10 protein-coding genes are annotated in these 20,763 nt (G+C 68.0%); 2 read left to right on the top strand and 8 right to left on the bottom strand.

Features of this window, described 5'->3' with window-relative positions:
- Window positions 1–145 precede the first annotated feature (145 nt).
- The 6 genes from llg_RS13230 to llg_RS13205 form a co-directional block, all read right to left on the bottom strand.
- Window positions 146–3,286, bottom strand: coding sequence for an autotransporter-associated beta strand repeat-containing protein (locus llg_RS13230; RefSeq protein WP_338285145.1), 3,141 nt, complete (start codon window positions 3,284–3,286; stop codon window positions 146–148).
- A gap of 349 nt (window positions 3,287–3,635) precedes the next feature.
- Window positions 3,636–4,550 (bottom strand): PDZ domain-containing protein, encoded by a 915-nt coding sequence (locus llg_RS13225; RefSeq protein WP_338285144.1) that lies wholly within the window; start codon window positions 4,548–4,550, stop codon window positions 3,636–3,638.
- A 33-nt stretch (window positions 4,551–4,583) separates the two neighbouring features.
- Window positions 4,584–5,033 carry a hypothetical protein gene (locus tag llg_RS13220; protein ID WP_338285143.1) on the bottom strand — a complete coding sequence of 150 codons (450 nt, stop codon included), beginning with the start codon at window positions 5,031–5,033 and terminating at the stop codon, window positions 4,584–4,586.
- The gene (locus llg_RS13215; RefSeq protein ID WP_338290183.1) at window positions 5,030–5,524 is read right to left on the bottom strand and encodes an RNA polymerase sigma factor; all 495 of its coding nucleotides are present in this window, start codon (window positions 5,522–5,524) and stop codon (window positions 5,030–5,032) included. Before llg_RS13215 ends, llg_RS13220 begins: the two co-directional genes overlap by 4 nt.
- Before the next feature lie 241 nt (window positions 5,525–5,765).
- Entirely contained in the window at window positions 5,766–6,830 is a 1,065-nt protein-coding gene (locus llg_RS13210) for a substrate-binding domain-containing protein (RefSeq protein WP_338285142.1), read from the bottom strand.
- Between the two features lie 461 nt (window positions 6,831–7,291).
- On the bottom strand, window positions 7,292–8,356 hold the full coding sequence (locus llg_RS13205) for a substrate-binding domain-containing protein (RefSeq protein WP_338285141.1): 1,065 nt from the start codon (window positions 8,354–8,356) through the stop codon (window positions 7,292–7,294).
- A gap of 383 nt (window positions 8,357–8,739) precedes the next feature.
- Between llg_RS13205 and llg_RS13200 the strand changes: the two genes are divergently transcribed.
- Entirely contained in the window at window positions 8,740–12,108 is a 3,369-nt protein-coding gene (locus llg_RS13200; protein ID WP_338285140.1) for a DUF4394 domain-containing protein, read from the top strand.
- Between the two features lie 962 nt (window positions 12,109–13,070).
- Entirely contained in the window at window positions 13,071–15,230 is a 2,160-nt protein-coding gene (locus llg_RS13195) for a glycoside hydrolase family 32 protein (RefSeq protein ID WP_338285139.1), read from the top strand.
- A 949-nt stretch (window positions 15,231–16,179) separates the two neighbouring features.
- Here llg_RS13195 and llg_RS13190 read toward each other — a convergent pair.
- On the bottom strand, window positions 16,180–17,316 hold the full coding sequence (locus llg_RS13190; protein ID WP_338285138.1) for a glycoside hydrolase family 76 protein: 1,137 nt from the start codon (window positions 17,314–17,316) through the stop codon (window positions 16,180–16,182).
- 188 nt (window positions 17,317–17,504) lie between these two features.
- The gene (locus llg_RS13185; protein ID WP_338285137.1) at window positions 17,505–20,630 is read right to left on the bottom strand and encodes an autotransporter-associated beta strand repeat-containing protein; all 3,126 of its coding nucleotides are present in this window, start codon (window positions 20,628–20,630) and stop codon (window positions 17,505–17,507) included.
- Between the last annotated feature and the right edge of the window lie 133 nt (window positions 20,631–20,763).

Genomic DNA, 20,763 nt, shown 5'->3' with positions numbered 1-20,763 from the left:
GTCCTCCCCACAGAGGGAAAGCGGAGCTTCCCCCTACATTCTGAAAGCGGAGCTTTCAGCTACCCTGCGAAAGAAAAAGCGCCCGGCCTATGGACCGGCCGGGCGCTTCCTATTGCATTGTTCTACCCGATGAAACCGGTGGCGCTCAGGGCAGGGTGACCTTGAGGCGGGCGAAGCGTTTCGAATCGCCGGGAGGAAGGGTGTAGCTCACGGAGCTGCCATTGTCCGTGACGCCGCCGGGCGCGGTGGTCCAGGTGGCGAGGTCCGAGGAAACCTGCACGATGTAGGTGGCGGCGGCGGCGGGGTCCTTCGGCCAGGTGACCACGCCGTTGACGGGCTTGGGATTGGCGGTGAAGCCGGTGCCGGTGAGGCCCATGAGATACTCCACGCCGTTCGGGACGCCGTCGCCGTCGGCATCGAGCTCCGCGGCCTGGCCCCCGGCGTTGGCGGCGGCCCAGGCGGAGTAGCCACCGCCAGCCGCCGTCAGCGTCACCTTGCTACTATCCGAGTAGTGGATGATGAGGGTGTTCGCTCCCGCGGTGACGGTTCCTCCCTCCCCCAGCCCTGCGAACGTGCCGGTGAGCGTGCCACCAGTGTAATCGACGAGCGTGAGCTTCGTGCCCGCGGCGAGGGTGGCGGAGCCGAGGTCGGAGACGGACAGCGTGGCCCCGCCGAGATTCACCGCGCCGGTGGCGGCGAGCTTGTCGGCGGTGGCGGTGGAGCTGTTGATCTCCGCCTTGAAGGTGGCGCCTGACGCGAAGGTGGCGGCGGTGGCGGCCCAGGTGCCGATGCCCGCGCCGGGAGCGAGCGTGCCCGCGGCGTTCACGGTGAGCGCGGACGTGGCGCAGCCGCTGCCGCCCAGGGTCCCGGCGTTCACGATGGTGGCACCGGTGTAGGAGTTCACGCCGGTGAGGCGCATATGGCCCGCGCCGTTCTTGGTGACGCTGTGGGTGCCCGCGCTGTTGCCGCCGGTGCCGGCGTCGTTGATGATGTTCGAGCTGACCAGCAGGTCTATGCCGGAGGGCGTGGTGCCGGAGGCGGTGTTGAAGACGGGATCATTGCCCGCGGTGCCGAGCGTGGGCACGCTGATGACCGAGGTGGCCGCCGAGGCCAGCGTGTTCACGAACACATTGCCGCCGCCATTGTTCCGCAGGTCGAGCTTCGATCCCGCCATGCCGGTGATGGTGCCGCCGGTGAGGGTGAACGTCATCGTGGTGAAGGAATTCAGGCCGGTGTTCTGGATGTCGATGGTGCCGTTGAGCGTGGTGTTGCCGATGCGCTGGTTCTGGTTGGTACCCATGCCATTGGCCGCGCTGACCTTGAGGGTGGTTCCGGCATTCACGGTGAGAAAACCGCGGATGGCCCCGCTGCCGCCGCCCGCGGCGAGGTCGAGCGTGCCCGCTTCCACCACGGTGCCGGCGGTGTTCGCATTGAAGCCGGTGAGCACCAGCGTGCCGGTGCCCAGCTTGCGCAGGCCGAGGGTATCGGTGGTGGTGCCGGCGACATGGTCGGCGAACGCGCCGCTGAACGTGACGGTGCCGCCGGGGGCGTTGGTGGTGTCCAGGCCGATGAACGAGCCGCTCTTGAAGCCGAGGCTGGCGGGCGTGCCGCTGGCGACATTGGTGAGTGCCGAAAGGGCAGTGACGTTGGCGGCGGTGAACTCGCCCGCACCGCCCAGGTGGAAGGCGGCAGTGGCACCGGAGGCCACGGTGAGGTTCGCCGAGGTCCAGGAGGCCGGGATGTTGTTGTAGAGCGCCGCGGGGTTCGCGAACTTCAACACGCCGGCGTTCACGGTGGTCGTGCCGCTGTAGGAATTCGCGCCGGAGAGCGTCCAGGTGCCGGTGCCGGATTTCGAAATCGCGGTGGGATTGACCACGCCCGAGGCGCTGTAGGTGGACCCCACCGCGCCGCTGGCACCAGTGGCCGGGGTGCTCAGGGTCACCTTCTTGTTCGCGGTATCGATGGCGGTCACGGTGGTGCCCGCGGCGATGCCGGTGCCGGTGAGGATGGAGCTGGTGGTGATGCCCGCGACGGAAGCGAGCGTCACCTGGGTGGCATTGGTGGCGAAGGTGGCGGCGAGCTGGGTGGTGCCGGCGGCCGCGTCCACGATCGCTCCGGCGATCTCGCCGCTGCCGCTGGTGCCGCCGCTCAGGCCGAGGGTCTTGGCACCCGCGCCGGTGGCGGTGAAGGCGGAGGTGAATTTCAACAGGCCGGTGCCGAGGTGGTTCACGCTCGCGCCACCGCTGCCGCCGCTCAGGTTGATCACGCGGTCGGTGGTTTCCCCGCTGCCGGTGTAATCGATCTTGCCGGTGGTGGTGGTGGCACCGATGGCGATGGTGCCGTTCGCCACGGAGGACGGAGCGCCGAGACTGGACGAAGCGGTGCCGCCGGACACCGAGTTGAACGAGGACACGGTCACGCCCGCGCCGGGGATGCTCGTCGCGCCGGTGTAGGTGTTCGCCCCGTTGAGGAAAACCCAGCCGCCGGTGGAAGAGGGCCCGAGCGCGAGGGTGAGCGGACCATCGCCGGAGATCACCCCGGTGGAGGTGATCGTCTTGCCGGTCCAGTTCGCGGCGAGGGTGCCGCCGCCCGCGCCGAGCACGATGGTGCCGGAGAGCGTGTAAATGCCGTCCTCGCCGAGCACGCGGCCGCCATCGAGAATCCAGTGGTTGGCGATCGTGAAGCTGTTGCTGTTCTGGATCCAGAGGCGGACGGTCGCCCCGGAGTTGATGGTGACCGTGCCGGTGCCGAGGGCGGTGACGGTGGAGGTGTTCGCGCCGGTGCCGCCGGTGCCGAGCGAAAGCGTGCCGGCGTTGACCAGGGTGCCGCCGCCGTAGCTGTTCGAATTCGTGAGCGTGAGCGTGGCCGCGCCGTTCTTCGTCAGGCCGTTGAGGCCCGCGAGCACGGTACCGATGGTGGCCGCGGTGGTGGTGGTGACGGTGGAGGATTGGCCGGGCGTCAGGCCGTTGCCGAGGGTGATGGCATTGGCCCCGGAAAGCGTCCACGCGGAGCCGGAGGCACCGTTGTCGCTGAAGACGAGGTTGCCGATCTGAAGGCCGGGCAAGTCCTGGTCGATGGTGGTGGTGGCGGTGATGTTGCTGCCGAAGGTGGCGGTACTAAAACCACCGTAGGCGGGGAGGCCGGACACCCACTTCGTGGTGTCCTGCCACGTACCGGTGGTGGCGGTGCCCTGCCAGGTACCGTCATTGTCGGCGCGGACGGTGGCGGTGGTCAGGACGATGAGGGAGAGGCCGGGGAGACAAGCGCGGAGGAGCCTGGGTTTCATGGGTCTGGTGGGGCGATGCGAATGAACGGTCCAGACCCGGCGTGGTGGGGCAAACGGAGCCCCCCGGATCTGGCATGCGATCCCCTATCCCCCCGCCGCGACTGCCTTTCAAGCGGGCGGGCCGGGATCAGGCCGTACCTTGATAGAGTGCGGTCGGGGCTCGCGGAGCCGGTGGGTGGACCGGGTATCGGGGGACCACCCCACGCTCACGGAGACCCGATCGGTGAGCGCGGTTCAGGGAGAAAAAAACCGCCCCATCCCACGAAGGGATGGGGCGGGCTCGTGGGAGCGGACGGAGCTGTTAGACCCGGCCGCTCCGGCGTGCGACCCTACCTTTTCGGCGCGCGCTTCATTTCTTTTCCTTCGCTTCCAACTCCCGCGTGAGCTGTTCGATGCGCTCCTGGAGTTCGCGCACGCGGGCTTCCGCGTTCTCGGCGGGTTTCCTCATTTCGGGCGAGTGGAGTTCCAGCCGTTGCTTCGCGAGCTGTTCCACGCGCTCGCGGATCTCGCGGATCTGCGGATCGAGATCGTCTCCGGCCTGGAGGCGCTTGGTGAAGGTGCGGAGGGGTTCGACCGGCTGGCCATCGATGGTGATGGACGGACCGCCCCCGCCATCGCGGCCCTCGAAGCGAAAGGTCCTCGCCTGCGCGGGCGGGTTCTTCGGCAGCTCGCGCTTGTCGAGGGTGGCGGTGATCTCCTGTTGCTTGCCCTTCCGCAGCAGCGTGAGCTTCACGGTGTCGCCGGGCTTGTGGTTCGCCACCAGCACGGCGAACTGGCGCGGATGGATGAGGATCTGGTCGTCCAGGCGCACCAGCACGTCATTGCGCTCCAGTCCGGCCTTGTCGGCGGCGCTGTCCTTGGTGAGCGCCGCGACGACGAGCCCGGTGTCCGGCGGAATGGGGAGCTGGGCGGCGACTTCCGGGCCGGGCAGCACGGTGGAGACACCGAGGTAGCCGATGGGGCCCTCGCGCGGGCTGAGGGGCATCGCTTGATCGTCCCCGTCCAGCCGGTATTGCCAGCGCATCGGATTTGCGACGTGGTCGCCATCCACGGCGATGACCACATTGCCCTCGCCCTCTCCCCCGCTGCTGAAGACGCTCACGGCGGCCTCGGCGTGGGTGGGCTCGCCGGGCTCGCGCGGTTCGGCGGGATGGAGGCGGGCGGGCGGCAGGGGCTTGACGACCGGCGCGGGGGCGGGTTCCTGCGCGGAGGCCGTGGCGAGGGCCGCGAGCAGGGCGGCCAGGGTGGTTCGGTTCGTGTTCATGGCATGATGGTTTGGATGGTTTTCCCAGGGGGATCAGTAGGTGGTCAGGCTCACGGGCATCACCTCCTCGCGGAGGCGGACTTCCTTCACCGGCTCGGTTCCGGCACTAGGAACGTAGTAAATTTCATCGATCCAGGTGGTGCGGATCAGGCGCTCCGGCTGGCGGTCGCCGCGGGTCACGATGCCCAGGTCGGTGACGTCCATGAGGTGCTGGCGGCTTTCCAGCGCCGATCCCGGCTGCGGGGCGGCAGCGGGCGTGGTGGCGATGGGGCGCGGGGCGGCGGGTGTTTCGCGGGACTGCCATGCGAGCGGGGCCATCACGGCGATGGCGGCGGCGATGGCGAGCCAGCGGCGGAGCGGAAAATGAATCACCTTGGCGGGCGCGTCCGGGTTCGCCGCGCGGAGGCGCTGCATCAGGGCGGGATCGGCGGGGGTGGGCGTGAGTTTCGCCAGCAGGGCTTCCAGTGGATCGGGAGCATTCATGACAGGGCCGGGGTGAGGGAGTGGCGGAGGGTTTCGAGCGCGGAGCGGTAGCGGGAGGCGGCGGTGCCCTGCGGGATCTCCAGGGTGGCGGCGACCTGTTCGAAGGTGAGGCCGCCCCAGAACTTCAGCGTGAGCACCTCGCGCTGCGGCGCGGGGAGGTGGGCGAGCGCGCCCTCCAGCTCGCGGAGCAGCGGCGCGTCGTCATCGTGGGCGGGCAGGGTGAAGGGGGCGTCGAGGGCCTCGGCCTGCTCGCGTTTCACGCGGCGGTCGGTGCGGCGGCCGAGGTCGATGGCGCGGCGGCGGATGGTGGCGAAGACCAGGGCGGACTCGGGCCGGCCGCCGGCGCGTTTCCAGGTCTCGACGAGCGATTCCTGGAGCACGTCCTCGGCATCGTGGCCGCAGCGCGTCTGCTGACGGGCGAAGAGCAGGAAGCGGTCGACCATGGCGGCCAGCCAGGTATCCCAGTCGGAGGATGTCGCTTCACTTTCCATGCGCACGGGAGGGGGCTCCCATGGAACATAGCGCCGGACCGGCGGAAATTTATGACCGGAGCGGGAATTTTTCTGAACGTGGAACGCGGCGCAAAGGTAGGGTCGCACCGCCGTGGGCGACCGGGTCTCCCCCCCGTCCGCTCCCACCGGCGCGTCCCCTGCCCTGCGTCTGCGGGGGCGGAGCCTTTTCCGCGAACGTCGTCCACCGCCCGGTCATCTCGGCGAGATGACCCTACCTTTCCTATCCCCGCGGCGGTGCCACGGTCTCGCCGGGCACGTATTCCAGCGGCACCACCGTGTGAGGCATCTGCCGGCAACCGCCGCGGAGCCATTTCCGGAAAATCCCTTCCGCCACCTTGATCGGGAAACGCATGCGCGTCGGCACCGGATCGCACCACTCCAGCGAGGGCGGGCTTTCCAAACACACCACCGAGAGATCCCGCGGGATGGCGATGCCGTGACGCGAGCAGAAGCCGAACAGGGAATGCGCGTACAGGTCCTTGCTCACGATCACCGCCGTGGGCTTCACCGTGGCGAACAGTTTCCGCCAATAGCCGTGCCAGGCCGCGGGGACGATCTCGGGAAACACCGGACACAGCGCCGCGATGTGGGCGGAGCCGGGCGAACCGCCGAGCACCTCGGACATGCGCGTGCGCACGGAGACCTCGAAGCTTTTCGGCAGCAGTTCCATCGGCGCGGCGATCCGGCGGTGGCCCAGCGAGTACAGCATCGCGGCCATCCGCTTGATCTCGGAACCCATGCTGTAGCTGACTCCCGCGGCGTTGATCTTCGAAACCTCGCCGCCATCCAGGAAGGCCGGACACAGCGCCATCGCCGCCTTGATCCACGGCAGCGTGGCCACCTGCAGGATGATCGCATCGGCGCGGTGGCGCTCCACGATCTCCTTCATCAACCGGCCCGGGCGCTGGTAGCGGGGGAAGTCCACCCGCTGGCTCACCACGCGTCCGCCGCCTTCCTCCCACACCGCGCTGTAGGCACGGATGGCGATGGAATGGCCGCCGCTCGGCGCGTTCATGTCATGGAGCATGAGCAGCGTCTCCAGCGCGCGGGAGGCGGACCTCGGCTTGGCGAGAATGGTGCGGCGCTTGCCCGGCTCCCCGGCGGAAATCACGCCGCGCGTCTCCAGGTGGCCGATCGCGGCAATGCACGTCGTGGCGCTCACCGAATAGGTCTGCATCAGCGTGCGGTGGCCGGGCAGGTGGCCGGTCCACTCGCCCCCGCGGATCGCGCGCTCGATTTCATCGGCGAGGCGCACCGAGAGGTTCTTTCGCTCCAGCGGATTCACGCGGCATTCTCCCGCCGCCGGGAGGAGGTGTCAAAGCGGAAGGAAACCCGTGCGGCGGCGCTCAACCGTACTGGTTTTCAGTACGGTCTGAATCCACCCTCGCCGCTTGAACCACGTGGCCGGGAAGGAGATAGGAGAAGCGCGCGTCCGGTGCGTGGCGGTGCCTTCGCCGCGATCCCGTTTCCTTTCCAGGGTACATATTAGCAATGCAATGAGGGTGCCCGGCCGTCCGCGGCCGGGCGCCTCTCTTCCGTGGCCGCGTTCGGGAGAACGTGGGTGGGGGAAGAGAAGCGAAGGGCTTTGCACATCCAGTCCGCGGTAGAGGGGCTAGGGGCTAGGGGCTAGGAAGAGGAAGAGCGCTACTCTGGTTCTTCCCTCTCTTCCTAGCCCCCAGCCCCTGAACCCTAGCCCCTCAATGGCGGACCAGCCGTGCAAGGGAGTTCGCGCATCCACCCAGCGCCTCACCTCGGCGGGGCCACGGTGGCACCGGGCACCTGCTCCATCGGCAGCACCCGCGTGCCGAGCGGGCGGCAACCGCCGCGGATCCACTTCTTGAAATACAGGATCGCCTCCTCGATCGGGAAGCGCATGCGGGTCGGCACCGGGCTGCACCAGGCCAGCGCGTCCGTGCTTTCCAGGCACACCACGGACACATCCCGCGGGATCGCGATCCCGTGCTGCGTGCAGAACCCCTGGAGCGAAAGGAAGTGCAAGTCCTTGGTCACGATCACCGCCGTGGGCCGCGTGGAGGCAAACAGCTTCTTCCAATACCCCAGCCACGCCTCCGGCAGCCCCTCCGGGAACACCGGCGAAAGCGCCGCCACCCGCGATGATCCGTCCCGCAGCTCCAGCGCCTCCGCCAGATGGGTGCGAATGCCCGCTTCAAAGATCGGCCCCACCAGCTCCAGCGGCACCGCGATGCGCTCGTGGCCCAGCGCCCGCAGGGCCCTGGCCACCTCGCCGACGGTGATGCCCATCTTGAACCCGACGCCGGTGTAGTTCTTCTCCGGACCCCACTCGCCGCCATCCAGGTAGGTCGGCCGCAGCCGGGCAGCCGCACGCACCCAAGGCGCGGTGGCTACCTGCAGGTAGAGCGCGTCCGCGCGGTGGGTCGCCACCGCCTCCCGCAGCAGGTGCCCGGGGTGGCGGTAGCGGGGAAAATCGAAACGCAGGCTCACCACCCGGCCGCCGGTTTCCTCCCACGCCTCGGCATAGGCCTGCAGCGAGAGCCGGTGGCCGCCGCTCGGCGCGCTCATGTCATCGAGCATCAGCAGCGTTTCCAGGCCGTGGGTGGCGGGCTTCCCCTCCAGCAGGATCCGGTGGCGCTTCCCCTGCTCCGGGGAGGACACCAGCCCGCGCTCCTGCAGGTGGGCGATCGCGGCGATGCACGTCTTCGCGCTCACCGCGTACGTCTTCATCAGCGTGCGGTGGCCCGGGAGGCGGACCGTCCACTCGCCCGCCCGGATCGCGCGCTCGATCTCGTCCGCCAGCCGCACCGGCAGGTTCTTCCGTTCCAGCGGGTTCACGGCCCCATCCTCGGGACAACGGCGGGTCCTTGTCAAAGCCCAACTGTACCCCAACACACCACAGTGGAAGCGCCCGCGGGTGGCCTGTGAACTGCGACTCCGGGAGGCATAAACCCAGCCACACGGCCGGCGTGGGAAGCCCCGGAACCCAACGGAGTTTCCCACGCCGCGTCCGCCCCAAAAAGTTTTTTCAGGGTACATTAGCAATGCGATGAGGGGGCGCCCGGCCATCCACCGGGCGTCCCATCATGTGTCAGTGCGGAGGCCGGAGATGACCGCCACGTCGGCGGCCTTATACCTCTATCAAGGTTTGTGGAAAAAGTGTCTTCTCTATCCGGATTTAGTGGATAGTTTGATCGACGCTCAAAGACCGTTCCACAACCATGTCATCCCATCCCGCCCCTCACACTTTCCCGCCACGGCAGGCCCCTGCCCCGGTTTCCACCGGCCGCTCCCGCGGCTCCCTGCTGCGTCTCGCGCTACTGACGGCCACCGGCCTCTGCGCCGCCCAGGCGGGAGCGGACACCATGCACCTCCTCACCGAGGATGGAAAAATCTCCACCCTCCTCACCCTCAATCCGTCCGCGCCCACCACCCCGGTGACCGTCACCGGCCTGACCGCCGGTGAATCCCTGGTGGCCATCGACGTGCGCCCGCAGAACCAGCTCCTCTACGGACTCGGCGTGAACTCCACCACGGACACCGCCACCCTTTACATCGTGAACCCGACCACCGGCTTCGCCTCCGTGGTCGGCACCGCCTCGCAGATCGCCTTCACCTCGAATGGCGTCCTTGCCACCGACTTCCCCGATCCGCTCACGGTGAAGTGGGACATCGATTTCAACCCCGCCGTGGACCGACTCCGAGTCGTCGCAGGCAGCCTCAATTTCCGCATCAACCCGAACACCGGCGCGGGTGTGGACGGTGACAACGGCGGCGCCGTGACCACCGGCACCAACCCGGATGGCGCGATCAACGGCGCCACCACCACCGTGGGCGCGGCCGCCTACACCAACAACGTCCCGAACAACGGCAACATCGCGACGCTCTACACGATCAACGACACCACCAACTCGCTCTACATCCAGAGCAATCCGAACAGCGGCACCCAGACGCTCGTCGCCGGCATCACCCTCAGCGCCGTCGCGCTCGATGTCTCCCGCTCGTCCTTCGACATCGCCCCGGGCGTGAACGCCCCCGCGAGCAACACCGCCGTCGCCTCCGGCATCGGCTACCTCGTCTCCAATACCGGCGGCGTTTCCTCGAAGCTCTACTCGATCAACCTCGTCACCGCCGCGGCCACCCTGCTGGGAGACACCGGCCTGATCGTGCGCTCCTCCGCCCTGGTCCCGAACACCGGCGCGGCCCTCACCCTCACCGCGGATGGCGCGAACCTCGTCCGCTTCAATCCCGCCACGCCCACCACCACCACCACCGTGGCGGTCGGCGTGGTCTCGCTGACTCCCGGTGAAACCCTGGTGGCCCTCTCCAGCCGCCCGCAGACCGGCCAGCTCTACGGCCTCGGCATCAATGCCACCGCCAACACCGGCTCGCTTTACCTCGTCGATCCGCAGACCGGCGGCCTCACCCTGGTCGGGGCCGCCTCGGGCATCGCCTACGTCAATGCCTCCGCCGTCGCCATCGATTTCCCGGATCCCGCCACCAGCGGCTACGGCATGGATTTCAACCCCACCCTCGACCGCCTGCGCGTGGTCACCGGCACCGGCCTGAACTTCCGCATCAATCCGACCACCGGCGTGCCGATCGATGGCGACCTGAATGGCGCGGCGGTCGCCGGCACCAATCCGGACGCCCCGCTCAGCCTCACCGGCATCCGCTCCGCCGGCTACACCAACAGCTACGCCCAGTCCATCACCGGACCGGCCACCACCCTCTACACCCTGGGCTCCACCACCGGCAGCCTCTACATCCAGAACCCGCTCAACGCCGGCACCCAGACCAACGCGCTGCCCGTCACCCTCGGCGGCCCGGCGCTGACGATCAGCCCGATCGGTGGCTTTGACATCCCGCACTCCGTGGCCGTCGCCGCCTCGAACACCGCCGCCACCGGCCAGGGCTGGCTCACCTCGCAGGTCGCCGCCACCACCGGCCTCTACCGGATCGATCTGGCCACCGGCCAGGCCACCTCCATCGGCAACATCGGTGCCGGGGCCACCGCCATCCGCAGCCTGGTGCTTTGGGCCGCGCAGGCGGACCTCTCGGTGGAAAACCCCACCGGCACCGTGGTGGCGGACAACCTGAGCACCGCGAACTTCGCCACCGCCGTGAACGTGCCGGTCACCAAGACCATCACGCTGCGGAACCTCGGCAGCGAGCCGCTGACCTACTACACCACCTTCACCACCGGCCTCGCTTTCAGCGCCACCGGAAACCCCGCGGGCACCATCCCCGGCGATTCCTCGGTGGTCGTGACCGTCACCTTCCTGCCCACCGTCCCCGGCATCCAGGGCGACACCCTGCACATCATCAGCAACGACGCCGAAATCGCCGCCTTCGAGGTGAACCTCTCCGGCAACGGGCTGATCCCGCAGACCAATGACACGCTCAACGCCACCGACGGCCCCACCCGCCTCAACCCGCTGGCGAACGACACCCTGCCCGGCACGCTCTACATCTCCTCCGTGAGCGATCCCCTCATCCAGATCGAGAACGGCCGCACGCTCATCATCCCGGATGGCTACACCGGCCAGTTCACCTACACCGTGAACCAGGACGGCACGGACACCGGCACCGCCACCGTCACCGTGGTGCCCACCAGCGCCGCCTCCGGCCCGCGCGGCTACAATGGCGTGCTCACCGATGTCACCGGCAAGGTGATCGGCTGGGGCCAGGCCCGCCTTTCCAAGAAGGGCGCCGGCACCATCCGCATCGTCACCACCGGCTCGAACACCAGCACCCGCGTCACCTTCCCGACCGGCTCGCCCACCGTCAATGTCGCCACCCCCGCTGGCCTGCTCATGCTCGACCGCAGCTCCTCCGGCGTGATCGACTTCTCGCTCAATGGCGGCGCCGTCACCGGCACCCTGCACTCCGAGGTGCCCCGCACCAACGACACCGGCACCTATCACATCGGCCTCCGCAGCGTGGACCTCGCCACCTACCCCGGCTACGGCTACGCCACCGCGGCCGTCACCGGCGGCGGCACCACCAACCTCCGCGGCCTGCTGCCGGACGGCAATTCCTTCACCGCCAGCACCAGCCTCACGGACAACAAGGCCATCGCGTTCTACACCTCGAACCTCCCCAGTGTGAACCCCTCGGGCGGCTTCGGCGGCGACCTCACGCTGTGGGCGAACCCCACCACCGACGTCACCGGTGAACTCGTCTGGAACAAGCCCCCGCAGGCCCCGAACGCCGGCGGCACCCACCTCGGCGGGGTCGACACCGTGCTGCTCGCCAATGGCAGCCTCTTCAACCGCACCGGCCTCTACCCGAGCGGAGTCGGTACCATGGAGCTCGCCGGCGGCAACCTGCTGGCGGATGAAAACACCCTTCCGGTGGTCAACAACGGCGTCCCCGTCATCCCGCCCGGATCGCTCCTGAGCTGGAGCATCAGCCGCGGCAACGGCACCTTCAGCTTCACCGTCTTCGATCCGGTGCTCGGCAAGTCGGTGCGCGGCACCGGCCTCTACCTCCAGAAGAGCGACCAGGCCGTCGGCTACTTCCCCGGCTCCACCACCGGTGGCCGGGTGGTCCTGGACGTGAACACCTTCGTCCTGCCGCCTCCATGAGCCGCTGAGCAACTCCTTCCCGGAAACCATCGCAAGGCCCCGCTTCCTCCACGGAAGCGGGGCCTTCTTCGTGAGGTAGGATCGCACCGCCGGGGCGACCGGGTCTCACACCCTCGTCCGCTCCCACGAGCCCGTCTCATCCCTTCGTCAGTTGGGGCGGACTCGGTTTCGCGAGCGACGTCCCCCGCCCGGTCATCTCGGCGAGATGACCCTACCTCCAGAGGCGCGCTGCAAAGACACATTCGCACCGCCGGGGCGACCGGGGAGAAGAGGGTTCGTCCGCCGCCACCGGCCCGCCCCATCCCTTCGTCAGTTGGGGCGGACTCGGCTTCGCGAGCGACGTCCCCCGCCCGGTCATCTCGGCGAGATGACCCTACCTCCAGAGGCGCGCCACAAAGGTAGGGTCGCACCGCCGGGGCGACCGGGGCGAACGGTCACGTCCGCTCCCACGGGCCCGCCCCATCCCTTCGTCAGTTGGGGCGGACCCGGCTTCGCGAACGACCTCCCCCGCCCGGTCATCTCGGCGAGATGACCCTACCTCCAGAGGCGCGCCGCAAAGGTAGGGTCGCACCGCCGGGGCGACCGGGGAGAAGAGGGTTCGTCCGCCGCCACCGGCCCGCCCCATCCCTTCGTCAGTTGGGGCGGACTCGGCTTCGCGAACGACCTCCCCCGCCCGGTCATCTCGGCGAGATGACCCTACCTCCAGAGGCGCGCTGCAAAGGTAGGGTCGCACCGCCGGGGCGACCGGGGGGAAAAAGGCCACGTCCGCTCCCACCGGCCCGCCCCATCCCTTCGTCAGTTGGGGCGGACTCGGTTTCACGAACGACCTCCCCCGCCCGGTCATCTCGGCGAGATGACCCTACCTCCAGAGGCGCGCTGCAAAGACACATTCGCCTCTTCCGTTTCCCCATCCTCCCCTCCAAGATGAAATCAAACCGGCTGCCCCACGTATCCCCCGCCCCATGAACCGAGCCATTCTCTCCACGATCCTCATCGGTCTATCCACTCTGCCCATCCGGGCGGAAATTTCGCATGGAGAGAACGATCTCGTCCTCGGGGATTTCGAGGGCGAGTCCTACGATCCCTGGACCGCCACCGGAGACGCCTTCGGAACCGGACCGGCACGCGGCAGCCTCGCCTCGCAGATGCCCGTCACCGGATTCCATGGCGCGCGCCTCGCGAATTCCTTCCACGGTGGCGATGATTCCACCGGCACGCTCACCTCGCCGCCCTTCGCCATCGAGCGGAACCATATCGCCTTCCTCATCGGCGGCGGCAAGCGGCCGGGCAAGCTCGAGCTCCAGCTCGTGATCGATGGCCAGGTCGTCCTCGGCTCCACCGGCACGCAGGACAAGCCCGGCGGCACCGAAGCGCTGGAGCCGGGATTCTGGGACGTGCGCCGCTTCAAGGGAAAGACCGCCACCCTCCGCATCATCGATGAAGCGAAAGGCGGCTGGGGACACATCAACGTGGATCACATCGTGCAGATGGACGCCAAGCCGCCGGGCCTGTGGAATGAACTCTCCGTCAATGTCTCCGGTGAGGCACCTTATCTCCTCATCCCCATCCGCAATGGCGCGCCGAAGCGCACCTTCACCCTCCGCGTGGATGGCAAGGTGGTCGCCCGCAATGACATCGAGCTCGCGGAGGCCGATGATGCCGATTGGTACGCTCCCATGGACCTCGGCCCGTGGAAGGGCAAGGACATATACCTGCGCGTGGACCGCCTTTCCCCGGACCCGGCCGCCCTCGACCGGATCGTCCGATCCCGGGAACCCCGGCCCGATCCAAAACCCTACAGCGAACCACTACGCGCGCAGTACCATTTCTCCTCCGCCCGCGGCTGGCTGAACGACCCGAACGGCTGCGTCTTCTACAACGGCGAGTACCATCTCTTCTACCAGCACAATCCCTACGGCATCACCTGGGGGAACATGCACTGGGGCCACGCCGTCAGCCCGGATCTCGTCCACTGGAAGGAACTCGGCGACGCGCTTTTCCCGGATGACACCGGCATGATGTACAGCGGCAGCGCCGTGGTGGACTGGAAGAACACCAGCGGCTTCGGCAAGGATGGCAAGCCGCCGCTCATCCTCTTCTACACCGCCGCCGGGGACGAATACACCCAGTGCCTCGCCTGGAGCACGGATGGCCGCACCTTCACCAAGTACGCGGAGAACCCCGTCGTCAAACAAGTCACCCACGGCAACCGCGATCCGAAGGTGATCTGGCACGAACCCACGAAGCAATGGGTGATGGCCGTGTACGTGGAGCTGAACAAGGTCCACACCATCCACTTCCACACCTCGCCGGATCTGAAACACTGGACCTTCGCCAGCAAGACCGACGGTTTCTTCGAATGCCCGGACCTCTTCGAACTGCCCGTCGATGGCGATCCCGCGAAAAAGAAGTGGGTGCTCACCGCCGCCAGCAGCGAATATCAAGTCGGCTCCTTCGATGGGAAGGCTTTCAAGCCGGAAACGCCGATGCTCCCCGGCCACCGCGGCAAGGGCTTCTACGCCGCGCAATCCTTCAGCGATGTCCCGGACGGCCGCCGCGTCTTCATCGGCTGGTGGCAGACGGAGACGAAGGGCATGCCGTTCAACCAATCCATGAGCCTGCCGCTGGAGCTGAACCTCGTCACCACTCCGGATGGACCGCGCCTCACCTTCACCCCGGTGAAGGAACTGGAGAAGCTGCGGGTGAAGACCCTGGATTTCGGGAACTCCGACTATCCCTTCAAGCTCCCGCGCGGAGCCGCCATGTCCCTCACCATCGCGGATGCGGATCTTTATGAAATGCGCGTCGAGTTCGAACCCGGCGATGCCGAACAGTTCGAAATCGAACTCCGCGGCCACGCCATCGCCTACGACATGAAGACGCAGCAGCTCATCGTCAACGGCCACGCCGCCGCCGCGCCCCTCATCGGCGGCCGCCAGCGGATGACCCTTTACTGCGACCGCAACGGCCTGGAGGTCTTCGCCAGCGACGGTCAATGCTACATCCCCATGCCCGGCAATGCGGATCCGAAGAAGCGCTCCTTCTCCCTCTCCTCCAAAACCGGCACGCCGCTCATCCACGCCTTCGAGCTCCACGAACTCCGCAGCGCGCTGCAAAGGTAGGGTCGCACCGCCGGGGCGACCGGGTCGAATGGCCGCGTCCGCTGCCACGGGCGCGTCCCATCCCTTCGTCGGTTGGGGCGGACTCGGCTTCGCGAACGACCTCCCCCGCCCGGTCATCTCGGCGAGATGACCATACCTCCAGAGGCGCGACGCAAAGGTAGGGTCGCACCGCCGGGGCGACCGGGTCTAACAGACACGTCCGCTGCCACCGGCCCACCCCATCCCTTCGTCGGTTGGGGCGGACTCGGCTTCGCGAACGACCTCCCCCGCCCGGTCATCTCGGCGAGATGACCCTACCTCCAGAGGCGCGCCGCAAAGGTAGGGTCGCACCGCCGGGGCGACCGGGTCTCACACCCGCGTCCGCTCCCACCGGCACGCCCCATCCCTTCGTCGGTTGGGGCGGACTCGGCTTCGCGAACGACCTCCCCCGCCCGGTCATCTCGGCGAGATGACCCTACCTCCAGAGGCGCGCCGCAAAGGTAGGGTCGCACCGCCGGGGCGACCGGGTCTCACACCCGCGTCCGCTCCCACCGCCACGCCCCATCCCTTCGTCGGTTGGGGCGGACTCGGCTTCGCGGACGACCTCCACCGCCCGGTCATCTCGGCGAGATGACCCTACCTCCAGAGGCGCGCCGCAAAGGTAGGGTCGCACCGCCGGGGCGACCGGGTCTAACAGATCCGTCCGCTGCCAGCGGCGCGTCCCAATCTCATCGTCCAATGGAGCGGCCTCCTTCCCGCGAACGACCTCCACCGCCCGGTCATCTCGGCGAGATGACCCTACCTTCGCAGCGATCCGCGGAGGTAGGGTCGCACCGCCGGGGCGACCGGGTCGCAGGGCCACGTCCGCTCCCACCGGCATGCCCCATCCCTTCGTCTGATGGGGCGGACTTGGTTCCGCGAACCACCTCCACCGCCCGGTCATCTCGGCGTGATGACCCTACCTTCATGCCTACCCCTTCACCCGGTCCGCCTTCTGCCAGAACTTCACGCCCTCCGGGCTATCGAGGTCCTCGAGCAACCACAGCTCGCGGGCGTAGGAGGCATTGTCGATGATCTCGGGCTTCGGTGCCTTCTTCCAATCCTGGTAGTGCACGTCGCAGGTCTTCCGCGCGCGCTTCAGGTAGAAGTCATCGCGGGTGTGGCGGTACATCTCGATGTCCGCCTCCACCATCAGGTGCGACCACTTCGGCAGGTCCCGGTAGGCCCCGGTGCCGCCGTCGAGGAACCAATCCGCGGCCTTGCCCACGCGCTTCGCTTCCTCGAGGTGCTTCGCGTCGTTCGTGGAGGAATGCAGCCACAGGAAGCAGCGCAGCATCAGCGCGGTGTTGTAGGTGAGGCGCGCGCGGCTCACCCGGCCGGTGGTGACCTTGATGTGGTCCATGAACAGGCCGTCCGGCGATTGCAGGGTCTTCACCGTCCACTCGACGATCTTCTTGCCCTGCACGATGAGTTTCTCCGCGGTCTTCGGATCGCTGTATTTCGAGAGGTAGAAGCAGCTCAGCGCCGCGGGGGCGTTCACGCAGGTGTTCTTGCCGTCGTCGTTGTGGCGCTCGTGCCACCAGATGCCGCCGCCCGCCTGCTCGTCCCAGCCGCTCAGCACGAAGTCGTGCGTCTCCCGCGCGCGGCGCAGGTACTTCTGCTCGCCGGTGAGCTCGTAGGCCTCCAGGAAGGTGAGCACCATCCAGGCATTGTCGTCGTAGTACTTGTCATGGCCGTCGCCCGCGGTGGGCAGCGGCTCGTAGCCGGCGATCTTCGCCTTGGTGTCCCAGTAGCAATCGAGTCCCTTGAAGTAGCGGTTCATCCGCGGCAGGAACGTCGCCTTGTCATGGCGCGCGCCGCCGACGAGCGCGGAGAACATGATGCCCGCCGCCCAGACCGCGGTGGGGCCCTTCTTGTCTTCCTTGTCCATGTAGATCTCCCGCTTCTCATCCCAGTAATTCTGGAGGAACGTGGAGACCTCCATCGCGCGGGAAGGAGTGGCGGCGGGGGTGAGCGCGAGCAACCGCGCGGGGGCTTGGAACGCGAGCCAGCCGAGACCAAGGGTCTTCAGCGTGGCGCGGCGGTCGAGGTGGGTTTCAGGGGTCATGCGATGTCGGGAGAACGCTCGGTTGCGTGGAGATCTTTCGGGACGGGGGAGAAGAATGGGACCTATACCTATAAGGCCTATAGGACGCATGGGTCCTATAGGCCTCCCAAGATGATGCCCGCCCGCGGTCCGGGTGCATTACCCGATCAACCGGCCGCGGACGGGAGCATGCGTACCCTATGAAATCTTCAGTTCTCGGAAGCGCGGACGCGGAGGAACTTCCTGCCACTGTCGACCGGCACCATCGCCTCCTTCCGCACGTAATTGGCCGGCACGCCGCTCTGGTCTCCGGACACCACCGGCACCACCGCGCTCGCGGCCCACGAATTCCCCGCGAGGGTGCCGGTTTCCTGGAGGACGTAGACCTCGCCGGTGCCGTGCTCGTTCCAGTAAATCACCATCACGCTGCCCGCCTGGACCATGCCCACCAGCGGTTCGCCCGCGGCCTGCGGATCGGAGCCGAAGAGGAACTCGGTGACATTGTTGATGCCATCGCCGTCCGGATCGTCGAGGCGCCCCTTCAGGTTCGCGTAGGCAGGATTGGTGATGCGGGCGTTCGCCCAGGTGTCGAACGGCGGCACCACCGGACCGGTGGTCACCACCAGGCTGCCGGTGGCACCCACGATGTGCGCGGTGGCGATCGCGCCCGGGATGTTCTGGGTATTGGTGGTGGAAACGTAGGTGCCCGCCGCCTGCTGCACGCCATCGAGGAACAGCGTGCCGACGGTGTCCGCGGTGCCGTGCGTGAGGCTCAGCGTCGAGGTCGCGCCATTGAGCGTGACACGGCCGGTGTCGCTCAGGCCGGTGGTGGCGAGCGTGAGCGGGCCGGCGGTGACGGTGGTGTTGCCCGCCCACACCGGGTTGGTCACGGTGACGTTGTTCGCGCCGCTCTTGGTGACATTCGCGGTGCCGGACACCGCGCCGCTGAGGGCGATCGTGCCGCCGGTGGAATCGATCGCGACCTCGCCCGCCAGCGAGAACGCCCCGCTCCAGGTGCCCGCGCCGCCGCCCTGGTTGTGCAGCATGCCGCCGCTCTCGATGGTGACCGGGGTGGCGATACCAAGTGCGCCGTAGGTGCCCGCGCGCGCGCCGGACTTCACCCGCAGCGTGCCGCCCGCGCCGCCGTAGGCACCCGTCGAGGTTTCCGCCCAGATCGTGCCGCCCGCCGCGACGATGTTGATCGGCGATCCCGAGGCATCGCCGCGGAAGCCCATGTCATTCGTGCCCACCTTGGTGAGCGTGTGGCTGTTCCCGGTCACGGTGCCGCCCTGGCCGATGTCGAAACGGTTGCCGGTATTGCCGATCGAGGCATCGGCGGTGAGGATCAGGTTCTTGATGCCCGCGTCGCCCTGCCGCATCGCGCCGCCGTTCACGATCGCGGCGGTGGCGTTCGGTCCGGTACCCGCGATGGTGTAGGTGTAGATCGCGCCGGGGCCGCGGCCACTGATGTCCACCTGCCCGCCCGCGGCGATGGTGATGCCGCTGCTGAGGCCGAAGGCGGTGTCGCTGCCCATCACCACCGTGCCCGCGTTGACGTTGACCGCACCGGAGTAGGTGTTGCCGGTGCCGCCGAGGGTGAGCTTGCCCGCGCCCTGCTTCACCACGCCGGTGGAACCGCCGATGACGCCGGTGCCGGTGAGCGAGTAGTCGTTGCCCGCGCTGTTGTTCACCGTGATGCTGCCGGGCTGGAGCGTGCCGGTCAGCGCGACGGTGCGCTGGGTGGCGTCCGGACCATCGGCGAAGGTCACGTTGTCAAAAAGATGGAATCCGGTGCGCACGCCATCGACGAGGAAGCCGGTGGCCGCATCGCCGGTGACCCACTGCTGGGTGGTGAAGCCCTCCCACACCAGCGCGCGCGGCGCGGCGGTCGGCGCGCCCACCCGCAGCGTGCCGGTGCCCGCGAAATACACGTCGCTCTGGTTCGCCAGCGGAGCGCCCGAGGCGGAGGAACCGTAAACGCCATCCGGCATCGCCACGCCGTTGATCGTGAGCGATCCCACCTGGTCCTCCAGGCCGCTGCCGAGCGAGATCTTGCCGCCGCTGGCGATGGTCACGCTGGCGGTGTCCGGGAAGGTGGCGCTGGGCAGGGCAAGCGTGCCCTCGTTGATCACCGTGGCTCCGGCGTAGGTGAGCGTGCTGTTGGAAAGCGTGAGCGTGCCCGCGCCCTTCTTGGTGAGGCCGCCCGCGCCAGTCATCGGGTTGACGATGGTGACCGCCTTGCCGTTGGTGTCGAAGGTGAGACCGCCCGCGAGCAGGTTGAGGAAGACGCCGTTGAAGAAATTGGTGCTGGCGACCTTCGCCTTCACGATGCCGCCGTTGGCATTGACCACATTGTGGGTGGCGTCCGCGCCGGCATTGCTGGATCCGATCTGCACGGTGTTGGCCTCCAGCGTGCCGCCGTTGAGGTTCACCACGCCCCACTGCGGGTTGAGCGCGTTGTTGCCGCCGGTCTTGAGGTTGCCGACGTTGAAGTACGACGTTCCTCCGAGCGTGATGGTGCCCGCGGCGGTGGCGGGCACGGTGGCGCTGCCGTTGTTCCACTGGCCCATGGCGAAGGTGGCGGCCGAAGCGCTGAAGGTGGCGCTGTCCGCGAGCGTGATCGAGTTGCCGCGGGTGCCGTCGTTGCCCATCAGGATGGTGCCCACCGTGTTCGCGGTGAAGCTGGAGGTGCCGGCCATCGAGAGCGTGGCGGAGCCCGCCGCCGTGCCACCGCCGAAGGTGATCTGGGAGGACGAGGTGTAATTGACCGCCGCGTTGTTCGAGAGCGTGATCGGGTGGTTCACGCCGTTGTTGCCGAAGATGAAGGCCCCGCCCGAGTAGTTCACGGTGCCGCCGGTGGCGGTGAACTTGATCGCCGTGCCATCGCCGAAGGACCACGCGGTGGTGATCCCCAGCGTGCCGCCGGAAAGCTGGTACTCCGGGCTTTTTGTGCCGCCATAGGCGGCGTGGCCGAGCAACAGCGTGCCGGTGGTGAGCGTGCCGCCGGACTGGCTGATCACCGGCCGGTTGTTGTTCACGTTGGTGGCGCACAGGTCCACGGTGGTCACGGCGATGACGTCCCCCGCGGCGATGGTCACGGTGCTGGCACCGAGGGTGATGCCGCCGTTGTCGATCTTCGCCACGTCCGCCGCGCCCGGCACCACACCCCCGACCCAATTCGAGCCGGTGGTGAAGGAACCGGCCAGGCCGGTGCCCGCGTTCCAGGAAATATTCGCTGCCTGGACCGAGGGGGACACGATCAGCGCGAGGATCGCCGCGAGCGGCGTGACGCCCGGTCGCACGGGCGCGGCGGTTGGGGATGCTTGGGATTTCATGGGTTCTGCGATGGAATTTCCGATGGTTTTCCCAAGGTGGTTAGCGGGGGAATCCCATCGGCCGCAGGTGCCCGATGGCGGCCCTGCGTGGGTAGTGGCGGAACCCGCGCGGATCTGACGGATTTTTTTTCGC

Source organism: Luteolibacter sp. LG18 (assembly GCF_036322585.1).
GTDB lineage: Bacteria > Verrucomicrobiota > Verrucomicrobiia > Verrucomicrobiales > Akkermansiaceae > Luteolibacter.
The sequence above is the reverse complement of the archived record's forward strand: the minus strand, read 5'-3'. Positions and strand labels throughout refer to the sequence as shown.